18 protein-coding genes and 1 pseudogene are annotated in these 17,392 nt (G+C 69.5%); 10 read left to right on the top strand and 9 right to left on the bottom strand.

Features of this window, described 5'->3' with window-relative positions; genetic code table 11:
- Positions 1-2 precede the first annotated feature (2 nt).
- The 6 genes and pseudogenes from ACO07H_RS03140 (at position 3) to ACO07H_RS03115 (ending at position 2,162) form a co-directional block, all read left to right on the top strand.
- A complete protein-coding gene (locus tag ACO07H_RS03140) occupies positions 3-293 on the top strand; it encodes a hypothetical protein (protein WP_422011017.1) in 291 nt (96 codons plus the stop codon).
- A 127-nt stretch (positions 294-420) separates the two neighbouring features.
- Positions 421-666 carry an NIPSNAP family protein gene (locus ACO07H_RS03135; protein WP_422011653.1) on the top strand — a complete coding sequence of 82 codons (246 nt, stop codon included), beginning with the start codon at positions 421-423 and terminating at the stop codon, positions 664-666.
- Positions 663-986 (top strand): annotated as a pseudogene (locus ACO07H_RS03130) (antibiotic biosynthesis monooxygenase family protein). The gene ACO07H_RS03135 and the pseudogene ACO07H_RS03130 overlap by 4 nt, the downstream one beginning before the upstream one ends.
- Positions 983-1,381, top strand: a complete 399-nt coding sequence (locus tag ACO07H_RS03125) for an ArsR/SmtB family transcription factor (RefSeq protein WP_422011015.1) — start codon at positions 983-985, stop codon at positions 1,379-1,381. The pseudogene ACO07H_RS03130 and the gene ACO07H_RS03125 overlap by 4 nt, the downstream one beginning before the upstream one ends.
- Positions 1,381-1,929, top strand: coding sequence for a hypothetical protein (locus ACO07H_RS03120; protein WP_422011013.1), 549 nt, complete (start codon positions 1,381-1,383; stop codon positions 1,927-1,929). The genes ACO07H_RS03125 and ACO07H_RS03120 overlap by 1 nt, the downstream gene beginning before the upstream one ends.
- Positions 1,926-2,162 (top strand): hypothetical protein, encoded by a 237-nt coding sequence (locus ACO07H_RS03115; RefSeq protein WP_422011011.1) that lies wholly within the window; start codon positions 1,926-1,928, stop codon positions 2,160-2,162. Before ACO07H_RS03120 ends, ACO07H_RS03115 begins: the two co-directional genes overlap by 4 nt.
- A 172-nt stretch (positions 2,163-2,334) precedes the next feature.
- Here the strand turns inward: ACO07H_RS03115 and ACO07H_RS03110 are convergent, their stop codons facing one another.
- From ACO07H_RS03110 to ACO07H_RS03090, 5 genes are all read right to left on the bottom strand, one after another.
- Positions 2,335-3,843, bottom strand: coding sequence for a SpoVR family protein (locus tag ACO07H_RS03110; RefSeq protein WP_422011651.1), 1,509 nt, complete (start codon positions 3,841-3,843; stop codon positions 2,335-2,337).
- A 175-nt stretch (positions 3,844-4,018) separates the two neighbouring features.
- Entirely contained in the window at positions 4,019-5,299 is a 1,281-nt protein-coding gene (locus ACO07H_RS03105; protein ID WP_422011009.1) for a YeaH/YhbH family protein, read from the bottom strand.
- An 11-nt stretch (positions 5,300-5,310) separates the two neighbouring features.
- Positions 5,311-7,233, bottom strand: a complete 1,923-nt coding sequence (locus ACO07H_RS03100) for a PrkA family serine protein kinase (protein WP_422011007.1) — start codon at positions 7,231-7,233, stop codon at positions 5,311-5,313.
- A gap of 476 nt (positions 7,234-7,709) precedes the next feature.
- On the bottom strand, positions 7,710-8,612 hold the full coding sequence (locus tag ACO07H_RS03095; protein ID WP_422011005.1) for a ParB/RepB/Spo0J family partition protein: 903 nt from the start codon (positions 8,610-8,612) through the stop codon (positions 7,710-7,712).
- A 14-nt stretch (positions 8,613-8,626) separates the two neighbouring features.
- The gene (locus tag ACO07H_RS03090) at positions 8,627-9,166 is read right to left on the bottom strand and encodes an RBBP9/YdeN family alpha/beta hydrolase (RefSeq protein ID WP_422011003.1); all 540 of its coding nucleotides are present in this window, start codon (positions 9,164-9,166) and stop codon (positions 8,627-8,629) included.
- Between the two features lie 47 nt (positions 9,167-9,213).
- Between ACO07H_RS03090 and argC the strand changes: the two genes are divergently transcribed.
- The 4 genes from argC to ACO07H_RS03070 all read left to right on the top strand — a co-directional run bounded on the left by argC (position 9,214) and on the right by ACO07H_RS03070 (position 14,703).
- Positions 9,214-10,173, top strand: a complete 960-nt coding sequence (gene argC / locus ACO07H_RS03085) for an N-acetyl-gamma-glutamyl-phosphate reductase (RefSeq protein WP_422011001.1) — start codon at positions 9,214-9,216, stop codon at positions 10,171-10,173.
- A gap of 114 nt (positions 10,174-10,287) precedes the next feature.
- Complete coding sequence (locus tag ACO07H_RS03080) at positions 10,288-12,717, top strand: hypothetical protein (RefSeq protein WP_422010999.1); 2,430 nt, start codon at positions 10,288-10,290, stop codon at positions 12,715-12,717.
- A complete protein-coding gene (locus ACO07H_RS03075) occupies positions 12,717-14,066 on the top strand; it encodes an esterase/lipase family protein (protein ID WP_422010997.1) in 1,350 nt (449 codons plus the stop codon). Before ACO07H_RS03080 ends, ACO07H_RS03075 begins: the two co-directional genes overlap by 1 nt.
- A gap of 154 nt (positions 14,067-14,220) precedes the next feature.
- Entirely contained in the window at positions 14,221-14,703 is a 483-nt protein-coding gene (locus tag ACO07H_RS03070) for a DUF6622 family protein (protein WP_422010995.1), read from the top strand.
- 15 nt (positions 14,704-14,718) lie between these two features.
- On the opposite strand, the gene ACO07H_RS03065 is transcribed toward ACO07H_RS03070, so the two are convergent.
- The 4 genes from ACO07H_RS03065 to ACO07H_RS03050 are packed head-to-tail and all read right to left on the bottom strand — an operon-like array spanning position 14,719 to position 17,386.
- Positions 14,719-15,255: a GNAT family N-acetyltransferase gene (locus ACO07H_RS03065; RefSeq protein WP_422010993.1), complete on the bottom strand. Its 537-nt coding sequence runs from the start codon at positions 15,253-15,255 to the stop codon at positions 14,719-14,721.
- Positions 15,252-15,995, bottom strand: a complete 744-nt coding sequence (locus tag ACO07H_RS03060) for a GNAT family N-acetyltransferase (RefSeq protein ID WP_422010991.1) — start codon at positions 15,993-15,995, stop codon at positions 15,252-15,254. Before ACO07H_RS03060 ends, ACO07H_RS03065 begins: the two co-directional genes overlap by 4 nt.
- On the bottom strand, positions 15,992-16,768 hold the full coding sequence (locus ACO07H_RS03055) for a ParA family protein (RefSeq protein ID WP_422010989.1): 777 nt from the start codon (positions 16,766-16,768) through the stop codon (positions 15,992-15,994). Before ACO07H_RS03055 ends, ACO07H_RS03060 begins: the two co-directional genes overlap by 4 nt.
- A 3-nt stretch (positions 16,769-16,771) precedes the next feature.
- Positions 16,772-17,386: a LysE family translocator gene (locus ACO07H_RS03050; RefSeq protein WP_422010987.1), complete on the bottom strand. Its 615-nt coding sequence runs from the start codon at positions 17,384-17,386 to the stop codon at positions 16,772-16,774.
- Between the last annotated feature and the right edge of the window lie 6 nt (positions 17,387-17,392).

The following is a 17,392-nucleotide window of genomic DNA, read 5'->3' as shown; positions in this document are numbered from 1 at the left end:
GCATGCAACGCCGCCCCCTTCTCGCGTTCGCCGCCGGCCCGGTCGCGGCGCCGCTTGCTTTCCAGGGCATCACCCTCAACGCGAGGAGGCCGATTTCGCCGCGAAGGAATGCTCGCCGTCATTACCGAACTGACCGCCAAGGTGCACCCGCTGCCCGAAGCGGTGTTGGTGGCCCCGTGCAGACTGCCATGCAGATCATCCATCTCTGTGTATCCATCGCGCGCTGCGAGCTGCTGGACACGCCCATGCATCCTGGCAAGATCCGCGGGTTGAGCGTCTCGGGGTTGCCATGATGATCGCGAAGCCGGTAGCTACCATGTCTTGCTGGAGCTTCAGTTCCCCCTGTGTCAGATAGCGACGCCCATCGAATCGCTGTCACGAGGCATGTTTATCCCGCTGGTCGGGTGGTACGAGCCGGGCATGGGCCTGGCCGTGGGCTTCGCGTGCCAATTGGCCTCCGGCCGGTTGCTGGGCTACTGGCTGCCGTGGGAAGGGACGAACCACGAGGCCTGGTGCCTGGTCGGCTTCGACACGCTGGCCGACTATGAGGCTTACCGCGCGCGGTTGAAGGCCGACCCGAAGGCGCGGGCCCACTTCGAGTTCGCGCAAAGGCAGCGCTTCATTCTGCGCGAGTGGCGCACTTTCTGTGAGGATGTGCAGCCATGATTGCGGTGATCTTCGAAGTTCAACGCACCGCCGACGGCCGGCAGGCCTACCTCGACCACGCCGCCGCCTTGAAGCCGCTGCTGGAACGCATGGACGGCTTCATCTCGGTGGAGCGCTTCCAGAGCCTGACAAAGCCCGACAAGCTGCTGTCGCTGTCCTTCTGACGCGATAAGGATGCCGTGCGCGGCGGGCGCGAGATGGAGCGCCACCGCGCGGCGCAGGCGGCAGGGCGCGGCGGGCTGTTCGCCGACTACCGGCTGCGCGTCGCCGCCGTTGTGTGGGACTACGGCCTGAACGACCGCGATCAAGTCCCACGATGAGCGCCGCAGAACCCCGCCTCGCCCGCGTCGCCGCGGCCATCGCCGACGCGACGTGGGCGAGCACGCTCGCGCGGCTGCTCGACGGCCGGCTGTATACCGCGGGCGAACTGGCCCGGCACGCCGGCGTGACGGCGGCGACCATGTCGGGGCACCTGAAGCTGCTGGTCGACGAAGGCCTGGCGCGCGTGCGGCCGCAGGGGCGGCACCGCTACTTCGGGCTGGCCGACGGCGACGTGGCGCATGCGCTGGAGGCGCTGCTGCGCGTGACGGACGTGGTTGGAGGCGATGATCGTGCGTGGCTGGGTGAGCCGGATGCCGGCGTCACGGGAGCTGAGGTTGACGCCGGTGGGGCGTCTGGCGCTGGACGAACTGGCGCCCGAGCGGGAGTGGATTGATGTCGGGTTGGTGGAAGAGGCACAAGCAGGACGACCGGCCGGTCGACATCGCGGCGACGGCCGCGGAGGACGCATGGCAGGTGTTCGTGGGCGTGCAGCGGGCGCTGGGAGACGGCGCCGCGGACCTGTCCGGCGACCCCTTCCTCGTCGGCGTGCTGGCCAGCCATGCGGCCATCCTGTCCACGCTGCTGGCCGGCGGGCCGGGCGACCTGGCGGTGACGGAGGCTGCGATGACCGGCGTGCTGGGGCGTGCGTTCGGCATGGACACGGCGGCCGCCGTCGACTTCCTGATGCAGTTCAAGAGCCGGCCGGAATACATACAGGGTGTCCAGGCCTCCACGCTAATGCTGGCCGCGCGGTTCGGCCGCAGGGATTTGCAGGACGACCCGCAGATCGTCGCCGCGCGGGCCCGCCTGCAGGCGATGCCCGAGGCGGTGCGCCAGGGGCAGGGCGGTGAAGTGCACGACCAGCTCGCGGCGTTGATCTGCCTGCAACTGGTGATCGAGCCGATGCAGGCGCGCTATGGCACTGCGCCGGCGACGCCATGACCGGGACGTCACGCCGCGCGCCGGCGGCACTGGTGGCGGCCTACTTCCTGGCCAGCCTGGCCCACTTCGGCCACAACGCGCAGTACATCGCCTTCTACCCCGGCATGCCGGCTTGGCTGACGCCGGGCAAGGTCTGGCTGTTCTGGTTCGCCGTCACTGGCGTGGGGCTCATGGCGCTCGCGCTGGTGAGGTTGGGATTGCCGGCGCTCGGCCTGCTGGCATTGGGTGTCTAGGGTGCGCTGGGCCTGGATGGCCTGCTGCACTACCAGCTGGGCCTGTGCTCGCAGCACACGTTGCTGGCCAATCTGACGATCTGGGCCGAAGCAGCGACGGGGCTGACGCTGCTGCTGGTGTCGGCCGTGCTGCTCGTCAGACGCGAACCCTGGCGGCGCGCGACCTCCTGAATCACCCCACCTGAGCCGGCACGCTCCATCGCCGCGTCACGTCGCCGCGGCCGTTGATGCTTTCGAGCTGCACGCCGAAGCCCCACAGCCGGCCCACGTGCCTGAGCACTTCCTGCGCGTTGTCGTGCAGCGGCCGGTTGAGGTGCTGCACGTGGCGCAGCGTCAGCGACCGGTCGCCGCGCAGGTTGACGTTCCAGACCTGGATGTTGGGCTCGCGCGTGGAGAGGTCGTACTGGCGCGACAGCGCCTGGCGCACGTGGCGGTAGCCGCCCTCGTCGTGGATGGCGGAAATCTCGTATTCGCTCTTGGTCTCGTCGTCGAGGATGGCGAACAGGCGGAAGTCGCGCATCAGCTTCGGGGACAGGTATTGCCCGATGAAGCTCTCGTCCTTGAAGTTGCGCATCGCGTGGTCGAGCGTGGGCAGCCATTCGCTGCCGGCGATGTCGGGGAACCAGTCGCGGTCCTCGTCGGTCGGCTGCTCGCAGATGCGCTTGATGTCGGTGTACATCGCGAAGCCCAGCGCGTACGGGTTCAGGTTGGCGCCCGGCTGCTGGTAGATGACGTTGGTGTGGGACTTGAGCCACTCGATCATCATGCCGTCGGACAGGTAGCCGTCGTCGTACATCTGGTTGAGCAGCCGGTGGTGCCAGAACGTGGCCCAGCCTTCGTTCATGACCTGGGTCTGGCGCTGCGGGTAGAAGTACTGCGCGACCTTGCGCACGATGCGCACGATCTCGCGCTGCCAGGGCTCCAGCAGCGGCGCGTTCTTCTCGATGAAGTACAGCAGGTTCTCCTGCGGCTCGTCAGGGAAGCGGCGGCTCTCGGCGGCCTCGTCGGGGCGGTCGGCCCGCCGGGGCAGCGTGCGCCACAGGTCGTTGATCTGCGACTGCGCGTGCTGCTCGCGGTCCTTCAACCGCGCGCGCTCTTCGGCGAGGGACAGCTTGGCCGGGCGGCGGTAGCGGTCCACGCCGTGGTTCATCAGCGCGTGGCAGGAGTCCAGCAGCGTTTCGACGGCGTCCACGCCATGGCGCTCCTCGCAGTCGGCGACGTAGTTTTTCGCGTAGACGAGGTAGTCGATGATGGACGAGGCGTCCGTCCACATGCGGAACAGGTAGTTGCCCTTGAAGAAGCTGTTGTGCCCGTAGCAGGCATGCGCGATGACGAGCGCCTGCATGGCCAGCGTGTTCTCCTCCATCAGGTAGGCAATGCAGGGGTCGGAGTTGATGACGATCTCGTAGGCCAGGCCCATCTGGCCGCGCTTGTAGTTGCGCTCGGTGCTGATGAACTCCTTGCCGTAGCTCCAGTGCCGGTAGTTCACCGGCATGCCCACCGACGCGTAGGCGTCCATCATCTGCTCGGCGGTGATGACCTCCAGCTGGTTGGCATAGGTGTCCAGGCCGAAGCGCTCGGCCGTCTGCCGGATGACGGCGTGGTAGTCCTCGATGAGATCGAAGGTCCAGTCGTTGGGCGAGGGCAGCGGCTGGCTCGGCCGTTGCAGCAGGGGCTGCATGCGCTGCAGCGGCAGGTGCTGGCGGCGGTCGGGCAGGCCGGCGGGCGGCGAGGCCGGATGGTCATGATGCCGACGGTCTTCCTGGGTGCTCATGGTTGCCCCTCGTCCAACGGGTACGTCCGGCCCTTCCCCGAGGGGCGGCGGTCCTGCTTGGGAGCGGCCCGGCGCTCGGACCTCATGCCGGCGCCCCTTCCTTCTTGAACAGCTCGCGGAAGACCGGGTAGATCTGCGAGGCCTCCACGGCCTTGCGCATCGCGAAGTGCGGCACGTCGTCGGCGAGCTTCACGTACTCCTCCCACAGGTTCTGCTCGGGCTCGGCCACTTGCACGTAGGCGAAGTAGCGGCACAGCGGCAGAATCTTGGCGCTGAGCAGCTCGCGGCAACGGCCGCTGTCGTGGTGCCAGTTGTCGCCGTCGCTGGCCTGCGCGCCGTAGATGTTCCACTCGGTCGGCGAGTAGCGCTCGCGGATGATCTGCTCCATCAGCACCAGTGCGCTGGACACGACGGTGCCGCCGGTCTCCGTCGCGTGGAAGAAGTTCTGCTCGTCCACCTCCTGCGCCTGCGTGTGGTGGCGGATGAAGACGACGTCGATCTTGTCGTAGTGCCGTGTCAGGAACAGGTAGAGCAGGATGAAGAAGCGCTTGGCGAGGTCCTTGCGGCTCTCGTCCATGGAGCCGGACACGTCCATCAGGCAGAACATGACGGCACGGGTCGTTGGCACCGGGATGCGCACGCGAGAACGAAACCGCAGGTCGATGGGGTCCAGGAAGGGGATGGCCTTCAGCCGTTCGCGCAGGTGCTGCATGCGCGAGCGGGTCTCGAGCAGCAGCCGTGGCGTCTCGGGGCGGTCTTCCTTCAGCAGCTCCTGCTCGCGGGCTTCCAGCTCGTGCAGTTCGCGGCGCTTGTCCATGCCGAGGGCAATGCGCCGGCCCAGGGCGCCGCGCATGGAGCGCACCACGTGCAGGTTGGTGGGCGTGCCGTCGGACGAGTAACCGGCGCGGTGGCTCTTCCATTCGGGCGTGTCCGCCAGCGTCGTGCGGGCCAGGTTGGGCAAGGCCAGGTCATCGAAGAAGACCTGCATGAACTCTTCCTTGCTGAGCTGGAAGACGAAGTCGTCGTCCCCCTCGCCGGAGTCGCTGGCCTGGCCTCCGCCCGCGCCGCCGCCCTGCCCGCCCTTCGGTTTGGCGACGCGATCACCCTTCACGTATTCGGTGTTGCCCGGCCGCACGACCTCGCGCACGCCGCCGTCGCCATGGCCAAAGACGGGCTCGTTCAAGTCCTTCTTCGGGATGTGCACGTCCTCGCCGCGCTCCATGTCGCGGATGCCGCGGCCGTCCACCGCACGCTTGACCGCCTCGCGGATCTGGTCCTTGTGGCGGCGCAGGAAGCGCTCGCGGTTGCCGATGGACTTGTTCTTGCCCGAAAGGCGTCGATCAATGATCTGTTGGAGGGACATGCCTCACCGCCTCAGCTGGACTTGCGTACCCTCAAATACCACTCGCACAACAGCCGCACCTGCTTGGCCGTGTAGCCCTTGTCCACCATGCGCTGCACGAAGTTCTCGTGCTTCTTGGCGTCCTCGGCGCTGGCCTTGGCGTTGAAGCTGATGACGGGCAGCAGCTCCTCGGTGTTGGAGAACATCTTCTTCTCGATGACGGTGCGCAGCTTCTCGTAGCTGGTCCAGTTCGGATTCTTGCCGGCGTTGTTGGCGCGCGCGCGCAGCACGAAGTTGACGATCTCGTTGCGGAAGTCCTTGGGGTTGGAGATGCCCGCGGGCTTCTCGATCTTCTCCAGCTCGGCGTTCAGCGCGACGCGGTCGAACACCTCGCCGGTGTCGGTGTCGCGGTACTCCTGATCCTGGATCCAGTAGTCGGCGTAGGTCACGTAGCGGTCGAAGATGTTCTGCCCGTACTCGGAATAGCTTTCCAGGTAGGCGGTCTGGATCTCCTTGCCGATGAACTCGGCGTAGCGCGGCGACAGCTGCTCCTTGATGAAGCCGACGTACTTCTCTTCCAGCTCCTTGGGGAACTGCTCGCGCTCGATCTGCTGCTCCAGCACGTACATCAGGTGCACCGGGTTGGCCGCCACCTCGGCCGGGTCGAAGTTGAAGACCTTGGAGAGGATCTTGTACGCGAAGCGCGTGCTGATGCCGCTCATGCCTTCATCCACGCCGGCGTAGTCGCGGTACTCCTGGTAGCTCTTGGCGCGCGGGTCGGTGTCCTTCAGGTTCTCGCCGTCGTAGATCTGCATCTTGCTGAACAGCGACGAGTTCTCCGGCTCCTTCAGCCGCGTGAGCACGGCGAACTGGCTCATCATCTTCAGCGTGCCGGGCGCGCACTTGGCCTCGGCCAGCGAGGAGCTGCGGATGAGCTTCTCGTAGATCTTGATCTCCTCGCTCACGCGCAGGCAGTAGGGCACCTTGACGATGTAGACGCGGTCGAGGAAGGCCTCGTTGTTCTTGTTGTTGCGGAAGGTCTTCCACTCGCTCTCGTTGCTGTGCGCCAGCACGATGCCGTCGAACGGGATCGCGCCGAAGCCTTCGGTGCCCTTGTAGTTGCCCTCCTGCGTGGCGGTCAGTAGCGGGTGCAGCACCTTGATGGGCGCCTTGAACATTTCCACGAACTCCAGCAGGCCCTGGTTCGCAAGGCACAGGCCGCCGGAGTAGCTGTAGGCATCGGGGTCGTCCTGCGCATAGGTCTCCAGCTTGCGGATGTCGACCTTGCCGACCAGCGAGCTGATATCCTGGTTGTTCTCGTCACCCGGCTCGGTCTTGGCGACGCCCAACTGCTTGAGCACGCTGGGGTAGCGCTTGACGACCTTGAACTTGCGGATGTCGCCGCCGAATTCGTCCAGGCGCTTGACCGCCCACGGCGACAGGATGCGGTTCAGGTAGCGGCGCGGGATGCCGTAGTCGCGCTCCATCAGCGGGCCGTCCTCGATGGGGTCGAACAGGCCCAGCGGCGACTCGTTCACCGGCGAGCCGGCGATCGAGTAGAACGGTACCTGTTCCATCAACTGCTTGAGCCGCTCGGCGATGGAACTCTTGCCGCCGCCCACGGGGCCCAGCAGGTAGAGGATCTGCTTCTTTTCTTCCAGCCCTTGCGCGGCGTGGCGGAAGTAGCTGACCACCTGCTCGATGGCTTCTTCCAGTCCGTAGAACTCGGCGAAGGCCGGGTAGATCTTGATGGTCTTGTTGGCGAACAGGCGCGACAGGCGCGGGTCGTTGCGCGTGTCCAGCATCTGCGGCTCGCCGATGGCTTGCAGCATGCGCTCGGCGGCGCTCGCATAGGCCAGGGGGCTCTTCTTGCACTCCGCGAGGTAGTCCTCCAGCGAGAGCTCCTCGACCTTGCTGCGCTCGTAGCGCGCTGCGAAATGGCTGATGACGTCCATGCCGATCTCCTGCGGTGTGAACTCCACAGGGCCGCGAGCACGATACGTGCCCGAGGGGGCTGGGGGGTTCTGATCGCGCCTCAACTGCAAGGCGTCATCAGAACTCTCCGCTCGGTTGCCGACGCGCGCGTGGGCGGCGTGGCGGGCTAGGCGTCTATCTCAGGAAACAGGCTGCCTCTGCCTATCAACCCACGAAGCTCCCGTTTCGTTGACAGGGTGCAGCCCAGCATACGACGCCCTGTAGGGCAAGACCTGGCACCTGTTGGTCAAACCACACGAACGAGGGGGCCTTGTGGCCGTCATCGAACGGGCTTTGCATAAGGAAATGTGCGGGCAGCGCATGCAGTGCAACGGCCATGGCGGCCCGTGCCCGTGGCCATCGCCGCTGTACTGCCATGCCAGTGTTGGATGCTTGCCGTGCGCTCGTTGTCAGACGCCGCCGCATTGCGCGCGGCCTGGCCGTGGGCCGTGCCGGCTCAGCGCGCGCGCAGCTTGTCGAGCAGGCTCGACAGCGCATCCAGCGAGTCGAAATGGATGGCCAGCTCGCCGCTCTGGCCGCCGCGCTTGCTGCGCTTCTTGACACGCACCTCGACGGTCGCGCCGAGCGCATCGGCCAGCTCCTCTTCCAGCCGCAGCACGTCGCGCGTCTTGTCGCTCTTCACGCGCAGCAGCGGCGTCTGGCGGGCGGCACCCTGGTGCCTGGCCACCAGCTTCTCAGCCTCGCGCACGCTGAGCTTCTTCGCCGCGATCTCGCTGGCCGTCGTGATCTGCGTGGCACCGTCCAGGGGCAGCAGCGCACGCGCATGGCCCATGTCCAGGTCACCGGCCATCAGCATGTTCTGCACCGGTGCGGCCAGGTTCAGCAGTCGCAGCAGGTTGCTCGCCGCGCTGCGCGAGCGGCCCACGGCCTGCGCAGCCTGCTCGTGCGTGAGGCCGAATTCGTCCGTCAGGCGCTTGAGGCCTTGTGCCTCTTCCAGCGGGTTCAGGTCCTCGCGCTGGATGTTCTCGATCAGCGCCATCGCGGCGGCCGATTCGTCGGGCACCGCCTTCACGAGCACCGGCACTTCGCGCAGGCCCGCGAGCTTCGCTGCGCGAAAGCGCCGCTCGCCGGCAATGATCTCGTAGGCCACGCCGCCCAGCGGCGTGATGGGGCGCACCAGGATAGGCTGCATGATCCCCTGCGCCTTGATGCTTTCGGCCAGCTCGTACAGCGAACCCTCGTCCATGCGCGTGCGCGGCTGGTACTTGCCGGCCTGCAGCTGCTCCAGCTTGAGCGTGGACGGCAGGCCGTCGCGCTCCGGCGTGGGCGTGTCGCTGACTTTGGGGCCGAGCAGCGCTTCAAGGCCGAGGCCGAGGCCCTTGGGTTTTTTCGTAGCCATGGGCGGATTGTCTTTCAGCGTCCGGCGAGGTCGTCGAGCAACGCGCGGCCCTCGGGCCAGTCGCCCAGGCCGGAGTCGGCGTTCAGGTGCCCGCGCGGGCCGGCGATGACGACGCTGGCGCCCCAGTCCGCCGCCATCTGCGTGCTGCGTTCGAGCGCGCCGAAGGGGTCGTCGCTGCTGATGACGGCGACGCTGGCGAAGGGCAGGCGCTGGCGGCGGATGGGGCGCCAGTTGTGCAGCTGCGGCGGCATGTCCTCGCGCTCGGTGTCGGGCGGTGCGACGAGCAGCGCGCCCTTCACGCGGCCCGTGTGCTGCGAGTGTGCCGCCCAGCTCGCGACGAGCTGGCAGCCCAGTGAATGCGCCACCAGCACGGCCGGTGCGTCGTCCTGCAGGAGGACCTCGTCCAGGCGCGCCATCCAGTCGCCGCGCCTGGGCCAGTCCCAGTCGTGCTGCTGCACGCGCAGGTCGCCGTACAGCGTCTCCCAGCGGCTTTGCCAATGGCCGGGGCCGGAGTTCTGCCAGCCCGGCAGCAGCAGCACGCGTGTCGAATTCATGGTTTGCCCTTATCCTGCATGGCTGGATTTTCAGCGGAGCAGCGGCAATGACGTTCAAGGTGTTTGTGGATGGCCAGGAGGGCACCACCGGCTTGCGGATTCACGAGTACCTCGCGGCGCGCAGCGACATCGAGGTGCTGAAGATCGACGCGGACAAGCGCAAGGACCCGGCCGAGCGCTCGCGGCTGCTGAACGCGGCGGACGTGGCCTTCCTGTGCCTGCCCGACGTGGCCTCGCGCGAGGCGGCGTTCATGGTCAACAACGACCGCACCTGCCTCATCGACGCCAGCACGGCGCACCGCACGGCGCCGGGCTGGGCCTTCGGCCTGCCCGAGCTGGCCAAGGGCCAGCGCGGCGCCATCCAGGCCAGCAAGCGCATCGCCAACCCGGGCTGCCATGCCAGCGCCTTCATCCTGGCCGTGCGCCCGCTGGTGGACGCCGGCCTGCTGCCGCGCGAGGCGGCGGTCAGTGCCACCTCCATCACCGGTTATTCGGGCGGCGGCAAGTCCATGATCGCCGAATACGAGCAGCAGCCGCTGCCCGAGCACCTCAAGGCGCCGCGGCCCTACGGCCTGGGCCTGAAGCACAAGCACCTGCCGGAGATGATGGCCCACACCGGCCTGGCGGCGCCGCCGGTCTTCATGCCCATCGTCAGCAGCTTCTACAAGGGCCTGGCGGTCAGCGTGCCCTTGCAGCTGAGCCAGCTCAAGCCCGGCACGACGCCCGAGGCCGTGCATGCGGCGCTGGCGGCGCATTACGCCGGCGAGCGCTTCATCCGCGTGATGCCGCTGCGCGACGCGGCCACGCTGGAGAACGGCTTCTTTGACGTGCAGGCGTGCAACGACACCAACCGCGTCGACCTGTTCGTGTTCGCCTCGCCGGATGACAAGGACGGGCAGGTGCTACTCATCAGCCGACTGGACAACCTCGGCAAGGGCGCCAGCGGCGCGGCGGTGCAGTCGATGAACGTGCACCTGGGCCTGGACGAGGCGCTCGGCCTGGTCTGACCGTGGCGCGGCCGGTGGCCGCGTCATACAAGCAGCCATTGCGCCCCGCCGCAGGCTCGCGATACTGCCGGCTTCGTCGACTCATTGCCGCAGCGCGGCCGGGAGCGGGCCAGCATGGGTGTCAAGGATTCACCGCAGAACGCGCTGCTCGCCGGCGTTCACGTCGCCAGCGCGAGCGACCTGCGCGGCGCAGCCGTGCAGGCGCAGACCCTCGACGCCGACGGCCGCCCGCGCCAGAGCCTGGCCCAGCAGGCGCTGCGCTGGACCTACCTGCTGCGCTCCCGCCAGCGCTGGATCCACGACACCCAGGCGCGCGAACAGCACCAGGCCGACGCCCGCGCGACGCTGAGCCTGCTGGGCCTGGACGCCGAGGCCCTGGGCCGCGAGCCCATGCTGGTCGTGCGCGTGCCCTACCAGCGCGAGCAGGACTGCTGGGAAGGCCGCATCTTCCCGTGGGAGTACGTGCTCGCCGCGGCCACGCGCGAGCAGCGCCGCAGCGGCAGCGGCAGCGGCAGCGGCAACGGCGGCACGCGGCCGCTGACGGTCATCCGCGAGCTGCAGGTGCAGCGGCCCGCCAAGGCGCGCGGCGGCTGGCAGCTGCTGGCGCGCGAGGCCGTGGACCTGCCGGCCGGCGGGCTGCGCGTGCTGTTCGTCAACGCGCTGCCCTCCGAGCTGCGCGAGCTGTGGACCGTGACCGACGAGCTGGAGAAGCTGCGCCAGGCGCTGCCGCGCGACGTGACGACGGTGCGCGAGCTGGACTACCCCAGCATCGACGAGCTGCAGGCCGCGCTGCGCGAGCACCGGCCGCACCTGCTGCACTTTGCCGGCATGGACAGCCACCAGGCGCTGCGCGAGCTGCGCACGCACATCGGCCCCACGGCGCTGACCGGCGTGCGTTCCTGGGACGACGCCAGCGGTACCTGGCTGGACGAGACCCGCCAGCTCGTGGACGCGATCCAGGCCGATTCGCGCCGCATGCTGGACGGCCTGCTGCTGCGCGGCGACGACCGCTACCCGCTGCTGGTCGGCGCGCAGGCGCTGGCCCGCCTGATGGCCGAGGCCGGCGCGCCGGCCTACCTGACGACCTTCAACGTCTGGAACAGCGCCGCGCGGCTGGCGCCCATGGTGGTGGCCGAGGGGGCGTCGCTGGCGGCGATGGGCTTCCAGGATGCGTTCGACGATTCGCTGGCCGAGTTCACCGTGACGCAGGTGCTGGGCCGCCTGTTCGCCAACGGCTTCGACCTGCCCGCCGCGTTCGAGCGGGCCTGGCAGACGGTGCGCGAGCTGCCCGAGTCGGTGGACGCGACCGGCGTGACGCTGTGGGTGGGCGCGCCGGTGTTCGTCGACCGCGCGACGCGCGAGGAGCATCTGCGCCGGGCGCAGGAGAAGCGCGAGAAGCGGGAGGCACCGGCCGCATCCAATGCGGTGCGCTGCGAGATCGAGCCCTTCCCCGAGCTGAACTACGCCGTGCTGCACAACGCGCAGCCGCTGTTCAAGCGCTTCGTGCTGAGCTGCGACAACCCCAAGGCCGCGGCGCCGCTGGACGTCGACGTGGCCGTGCACATGGGTGCGGAGGTGGCGCGCTTCCAGCGCCGCGTGCGCATGCGCCAGCTGCGCGAGAAGCTGACCGACAAGATCCACGTGCCGCTGACGGCCGAGGTCGCACGCAGTGTGCACGAGGCCATCAACACCAGCCTGTCCGTCTGCGTGCGCCAGGGCGACGAGGTGCTGTACCACGACAGCCACCGCCTGCGCCTGCTGCCGGTGGACCAGTGGCGCGACAACCGCCGCGACGGCCGCTGGCTGCCGTCGTTCGTGCTGCCGCGCGACCCGGCCGTGCTGGACGCCGTGTCCAACGCGCAGCGCTACAACCGCGTGCTGCGCGACGACCCGACGGCGGGCTTCGACGGCTACCAGTGCGTGCGCGAGGATGCCATCGACGAAGAGGGTCTGCGCGGCGTGGACCGGCAGGTCGAGGCACTGTGGGCCACGCTGCTGCACGACTGGGGGCTGGGCTACATCAACCCGCCGCCCAGCTACAGCGGCGAGCTGGACTCGCAGCGGCTGCGCGTGCCGTCCATGGTGCGCGAAGGGCGCGCGGGCACCTGCATCGACCTGGCGCTGCTGTTCGCCGCCTGCCTGGAGCTGGTGGACATCTACCCGGTCGTCTTCCTGCTCGAAGGGCATGCGCTGCCCGGCTGGTGGCGGCACCGCAGCTTCCAGGAGGAGTACCAGAAGATGAGCGCCACCAACTACAGCGAGGTCGTGGAGGCGGACGCCGGTGGCAGCACCGCGGCCAACGCGCAGGTCGTCAGCTGGCATGCCGGCAAGGCGAGCTGGGCCGAGGTGCGGCGCTGGATCCGCGAGCGCAAGCTGGTGCCCATCGAGACGGTGCGGCTGACGGAGCACTGCGGCTTCGTCGAGGCCATCGAGGCCGGCGTGGAGGCCTTGTCCGAGCGCGCCGACTACGACTCCATGCTGGACATCGTCACCGCCCGCCAAGCGCAGGTGACGCCGCTGCCGCTGCTGAAGGAGGGCATGTGATGACGCCGCAACAGCTCTGGGCCGATGCACGTGAGCAGCTCGCCGAGCCCGCCACGGCGCGCACCGACGACGCGCGGGCGTCCATCCAGCAGCGCCGCCGCCGCGGCTTCGACAGCGCGCGCGACGACGGCCGCGCCGCCGTGCGCCTGGTGCGCGACGACGGCATGCTGCGCTGGGTCTACGAGCCGCCCGCCCGGCCGCGTGGCGCCAGCGGTGCGCGGCGCAGCTGGCGCGCCGTGGGGCTGGACCCGCGCGAGACGGTGGAGCGCATCCCCTTCCCGGAACTGGGCGAGAACGCCGTCACCGCCGGCCTGCAGCGGCTGGACAAGCACCTCAACCCCGTGCTCGGCGAGCTGACCGCGCCGGCCCAGGGCCTGCGCCGCTGGGACGGGCAGCGCTGGGCGCCGCTGCCGGCCGGTTTCATGGCCGCGCTGCAGGGCCGCGTGCTGGTGCTGGTGCACGGCACCTTCAGCGCGAGCGCCATGTATGCCAAGGAGTTCGCCGCCACGCTGGAGGGCGAGACGCTGTTCGAGCGCCTGGGCGCCCCGGGCGGCGCCTATGCCGCGGTGCTGGCCTTCGACCACCCCACGCTCAGCGTCGCGCCCTGGCTGAACGCGCTGGCGCTGCGCGACGCGCTGGCGGGCGGCACGGCGGAGTTCGACTTCGTCGGCCACAGCCGCGGCGGCCTGGTCATCTCGTGGCTGCTGCGCCTGGCGCCCGACCTGCGCGCGCGCCAGGCGCTGTTCGTCGGCTCGCCGCTGGCCGGCACGTCGCTGGCCGCGCCGGACAAGCTGCGCCAGGCGCTGGACACGCTGGCGAGCTTTGCCGATGCGGTGTCCGAAGCCGCGTCCAAGGCGGGCAAGGTCGCGCCGCCGGGCCTGCAGCCGCTGGCGCTGGGCGTCAGCGGCCTGGCCTGCGTGCTGGGCAAGGTGCTGGAGCTGGGCGCGCGCACGCCGCTGGCGGACGCCGCCGTGGGCCTGGTGCCCGGGCTGCTGGCGCAGGGCCGCGTGGGCAACAACCTGGAGCTGGCGCAGCTCTACCCGCTGCCGGCGGGGGCCGAGGTGCGCGCCATCGGCGGCAGCTACATGCCGTCGGAGGTCAACGAGCCGCTGTGGAAGTTCTGGAAGCGCGTGACCCACCTGAAGGGCCAGGCGATGTACTACGGCGCCGACCTGGTGTTCGGCCAGGCCAACGACCTGGTCGTCGACAGCGATTCGATGAACCGGCTGGGCGACCAGGTGCTGGCCGCGCCGCACTGGGAGGACCTCGGCACCAGCGCCGAGACGCACCACACCAACTACTTCCAGGATGTGCGGGTGTTGAACTGGCTGGATGCGCGGCTGCGCTGAGCCGGCCTGCAGCCCACAGCCCGAGGGACGCGGCCCACTCACGGCGGTCGAGCGGCGATCCGTGCCTCGCGCTGTCGATTCGTCGCCTGCCGCTCGCGCGGCGGGCTGCGGGACCGCACAGTGCGGCCATCGCAACCCAACGCACGGAGTTCCCATGACCGCCTCCCTCCCCGTCTGGCCGCTGGCCATCCTTGCCGGCCTCGTCGTCCTGGGCTTTCGCCAGTCACGCGACCGCGTGGTCCAGCCCGGCACGCTCGCCAAGGTGGCGTTGGCGATGCTGGCCTTGTCGCTCTACGGGGTGACGTCCGCGTTTGGTCTCGGCGCGCTGCCGGTGCTGGCCTGGGGCGCGGGTTTCGCGGCCGCGCTGGTGCTCGGTGCGCCGGTCCTGGCGCCGCGCGGGCTGGCACGCGAGGGGGCCGCGGTGCGGGTGCCCGGCAGCTGGCTGCCGATGGCCCTGATGGTCGGCATCTTCGCGGCCAAGTTCGCGCTGGGCTTCGCCACGGGCGTCGATGCGCCGGTGCTGCATGAGGCCTGGTTCGTCGCGGCGCTGAGCGCCGTGCTCGGGCTGTTCAGCGGCGCCTTCGCGGCACGCGCCGCCGCCGTGCACCGGTTCGTGCGGGTGGCTCGGCCGGGCTGATGCCCGCGCCCCGCCTCAGCCGTGGTCGCCCGGGGTGGTCGGCCGGGTGGCCAGCCGGTAGCGCCATTCCTCGCAAGGTTCGCCGCGGAACTCGGTGTCGATGCGCGCGACGCGGGTGGCGCCCAGGCGCTGCAGCAGGCGCACGCAGGCGGTGTTGCGTGCATCGGTCTGCGCGCTGATGTGTTCGGCCCCGGTCTGCTCGAAGACCATCGCGATGGCGGCGCCCACGGCGGCCGCGGCGATGCCCCGCCCCTGCGCAGCGCGCGCCAGGCTGAAGCCGAACTCGGCCCCGCGGCCATCGGCGCTGATGTGGATGCCGATGTCGCCGAGCAGCGCGCCAGTCGAGGCGTCGGCGATGCCCAGCTGCGTCCACTGCCCCGGCGCGAACAGCGGGATCGCCGCCATCTCGTTCAGGAAGGCCAGCGCGTCGGCGTCGGACCGCGGCGTCCAGCCCTGCCAGCGGCCCACCTCGGGGTCGTGGCGGTAGTGCTGGAAGGCGGCCAAGTCGGTGGCCGCGAGGCGGCGCAGCACCACGCCGGCTGGCGCGCTCATGCCAGCACCGCCTCCGGGCTGCGGTAGTGGTAGCGGTAGGCGAACACGAAGCCCATGCGCGTGTACAGGCGCTGCGCGATGGCGTTGTCGCTGCCCACCTGCAGGTAGGCCTGCCGCGCACCCTGGGCGTGGGCAAGGGTCAGCAGCGCGCGGCACAGCCGGTCCGCATGGCCCTGGCGCGGGACGGCCGAGGCAATGTCATACAGGCCCACAAGATCGCCGTCCACCACCATCTGTCCGCAGGCCAGCAGCTGGCCGGCACCGTCGTTCAGCGCGAAGCCCTGGTAGGTGACCGGGGCGTTAGCAATGCGCTGCGCGTGGGCGTCGATGGCCGTGGCCGTGGAGCCGCGCAGTGCGCCGACCGTGGCTGCATACGCCGGTGCGGACAGGGCCTGGAGCGGGACTGGCGAGGTGTCCGGCACCAGCGCGTCCAGCAGCATCACGTCGGCCGCATCGAACGCGCCCCAGCTCTTGGCGGCCAGCCGGTCGTCCAGGTCGGCCGGCTGGCTCCAGGGTGTCACGCGGATGGCCATTGGCAGGCCGGCGGCGTCATAGGCCTGCTGGCAGCGGGCCAGCAGCTCGTCCAGCGGCAGCGTGCCTTCGCGCAGGGCGTTGATGCAGCGCGAGCGCTTGGCCTTGCCGGGCGACAGGCGGATCAGCCAGCCGTCGATGTCGGCCTGCTGGGGCGGGGCGCTGGCGTCGAGGCCGGCCAGTTCGGCGCGCAGGGCGAGGGGGCTCACCGCATCGTCTCGATGCGCCGCACCATTTCCTTGGCGAACTCGACGAAGGCCTGCGCACCCTTGGAGGCGGGGTCGAACACGACACCCGGCAGCCCGTAGCTGGGTGCCTCGGCCAGCCGCACGTTGCGCGGGATGACGGTGTCGAACACCTTGTTGCCGAAGTGCGTCTTGAGCTGGTCGCTGACCTGCTGCTGCAGCGTGATGCGCGGGTCGAACATGACGCGCAGCAGGCCGATGATCTGCAGGTCGGGGTTCAGGTTGGCGTGGATCTGCTTGATCGTGTTGACCAGGTCGGTCAGGCCCTCCAGCGCGAAATACTCGCACTGCATGGGCACGATGACGCCGTGGGCGCTGCACAGGCCGTTGAGCGTCAGCATGGACAGCGACGGCGGGCAGTCGATCAGCACGAAGTCGTAGTCCTCGGCGACTTCCGCGAGGGCCGTCTTGATGCGCTTCTCGCGGCGCTCCAGCGCGACCAGGTCCACCTCGGCACCGGCCAGCTCGCGGTTGGCGCCCAGCACGTCGTAGCCGGCCTTGTCGGCGCGCACGCGGGCCTCCGCGATGGAAGCGGACTCCAGCAGCACGTCGTAGACGGTCAACTCGAGCTTGCGCTTGTCGATGCCGGAGCCCATGGTGGCGTTGCCCTGTGGGTCCAGGTCGACGACCAGAACCCGCTGGCCGATCTGCGCCAGGCCGGCGGCGAGGTTGACGGTGGTGGTGGTCTTGCCGACGCCGCCCTTCTGGTTGGCGATGCAGAAAATCTTGGATGCCATCTTCTACTTGGACAGGGCCAGCCGGACGCCAAAGCCGATCAGACAGACGCCGGCCACCCGGTTCAGCGCACGCGTGATCCAGGGCCTGGCGCGCAGCCGCGCGGCGAGGAAGTGAGTGAGCAGCACGGCCGCCAGGCCGTACAGGAAGGTCAGCGCCGCGATGGTGGCCGCCATCGCCGCGAAGGTCAGGGCGCCCTGGTGCCGCGCCGGGTCGACGAACAGCGGGAAGAAGGCCATGTAGAACACGATGGCCTTGGGATTGAGCAGCGTGATGAGCGCCGCCTGCCGGAAGTAGTGGCGCGGCCGGATGTTGAGCACGGGTGCGTCGCCCGGTTTGGCGGCCAGCATGCGCCAGCCCATCCAGGCCAGGTAGCCGGCGCCCAGCCACTGCACGGCGTGGAAGGCGGCCGGGTAGGCGGCCAGCAGCGCCGCCACGCCGGCCACGGCCAGCCACAGCAGCACCTGGTCGCCGGCGATGATGCCCAGCGTGGCGGCCAGCCCGCCGCGCACGCCGCCTTTGCCGGTGGACGTGATGAGGGCCAGGTTGCCGGGGCCCGGGATCGCAAGAAAGATCACGATGGCGGCGACGAAGGCGCCGTAGTCTGCGATGCCGAACATGTGGGT

Origin of the sequence: Roseateles sp., from assembly GCF_965229315.1 — a bacterium.
Taxonomy (GTDB): Bacteria; Pseudomonadota; Gammaproteobacteria; order Burkholderiales; family Burkholderiaceae_C; genus Pelomonas.
Note: the sequence above shows the minus strand (reverse complement) of the source record. Positions and strands in the feature narration are given on the sequence as shown.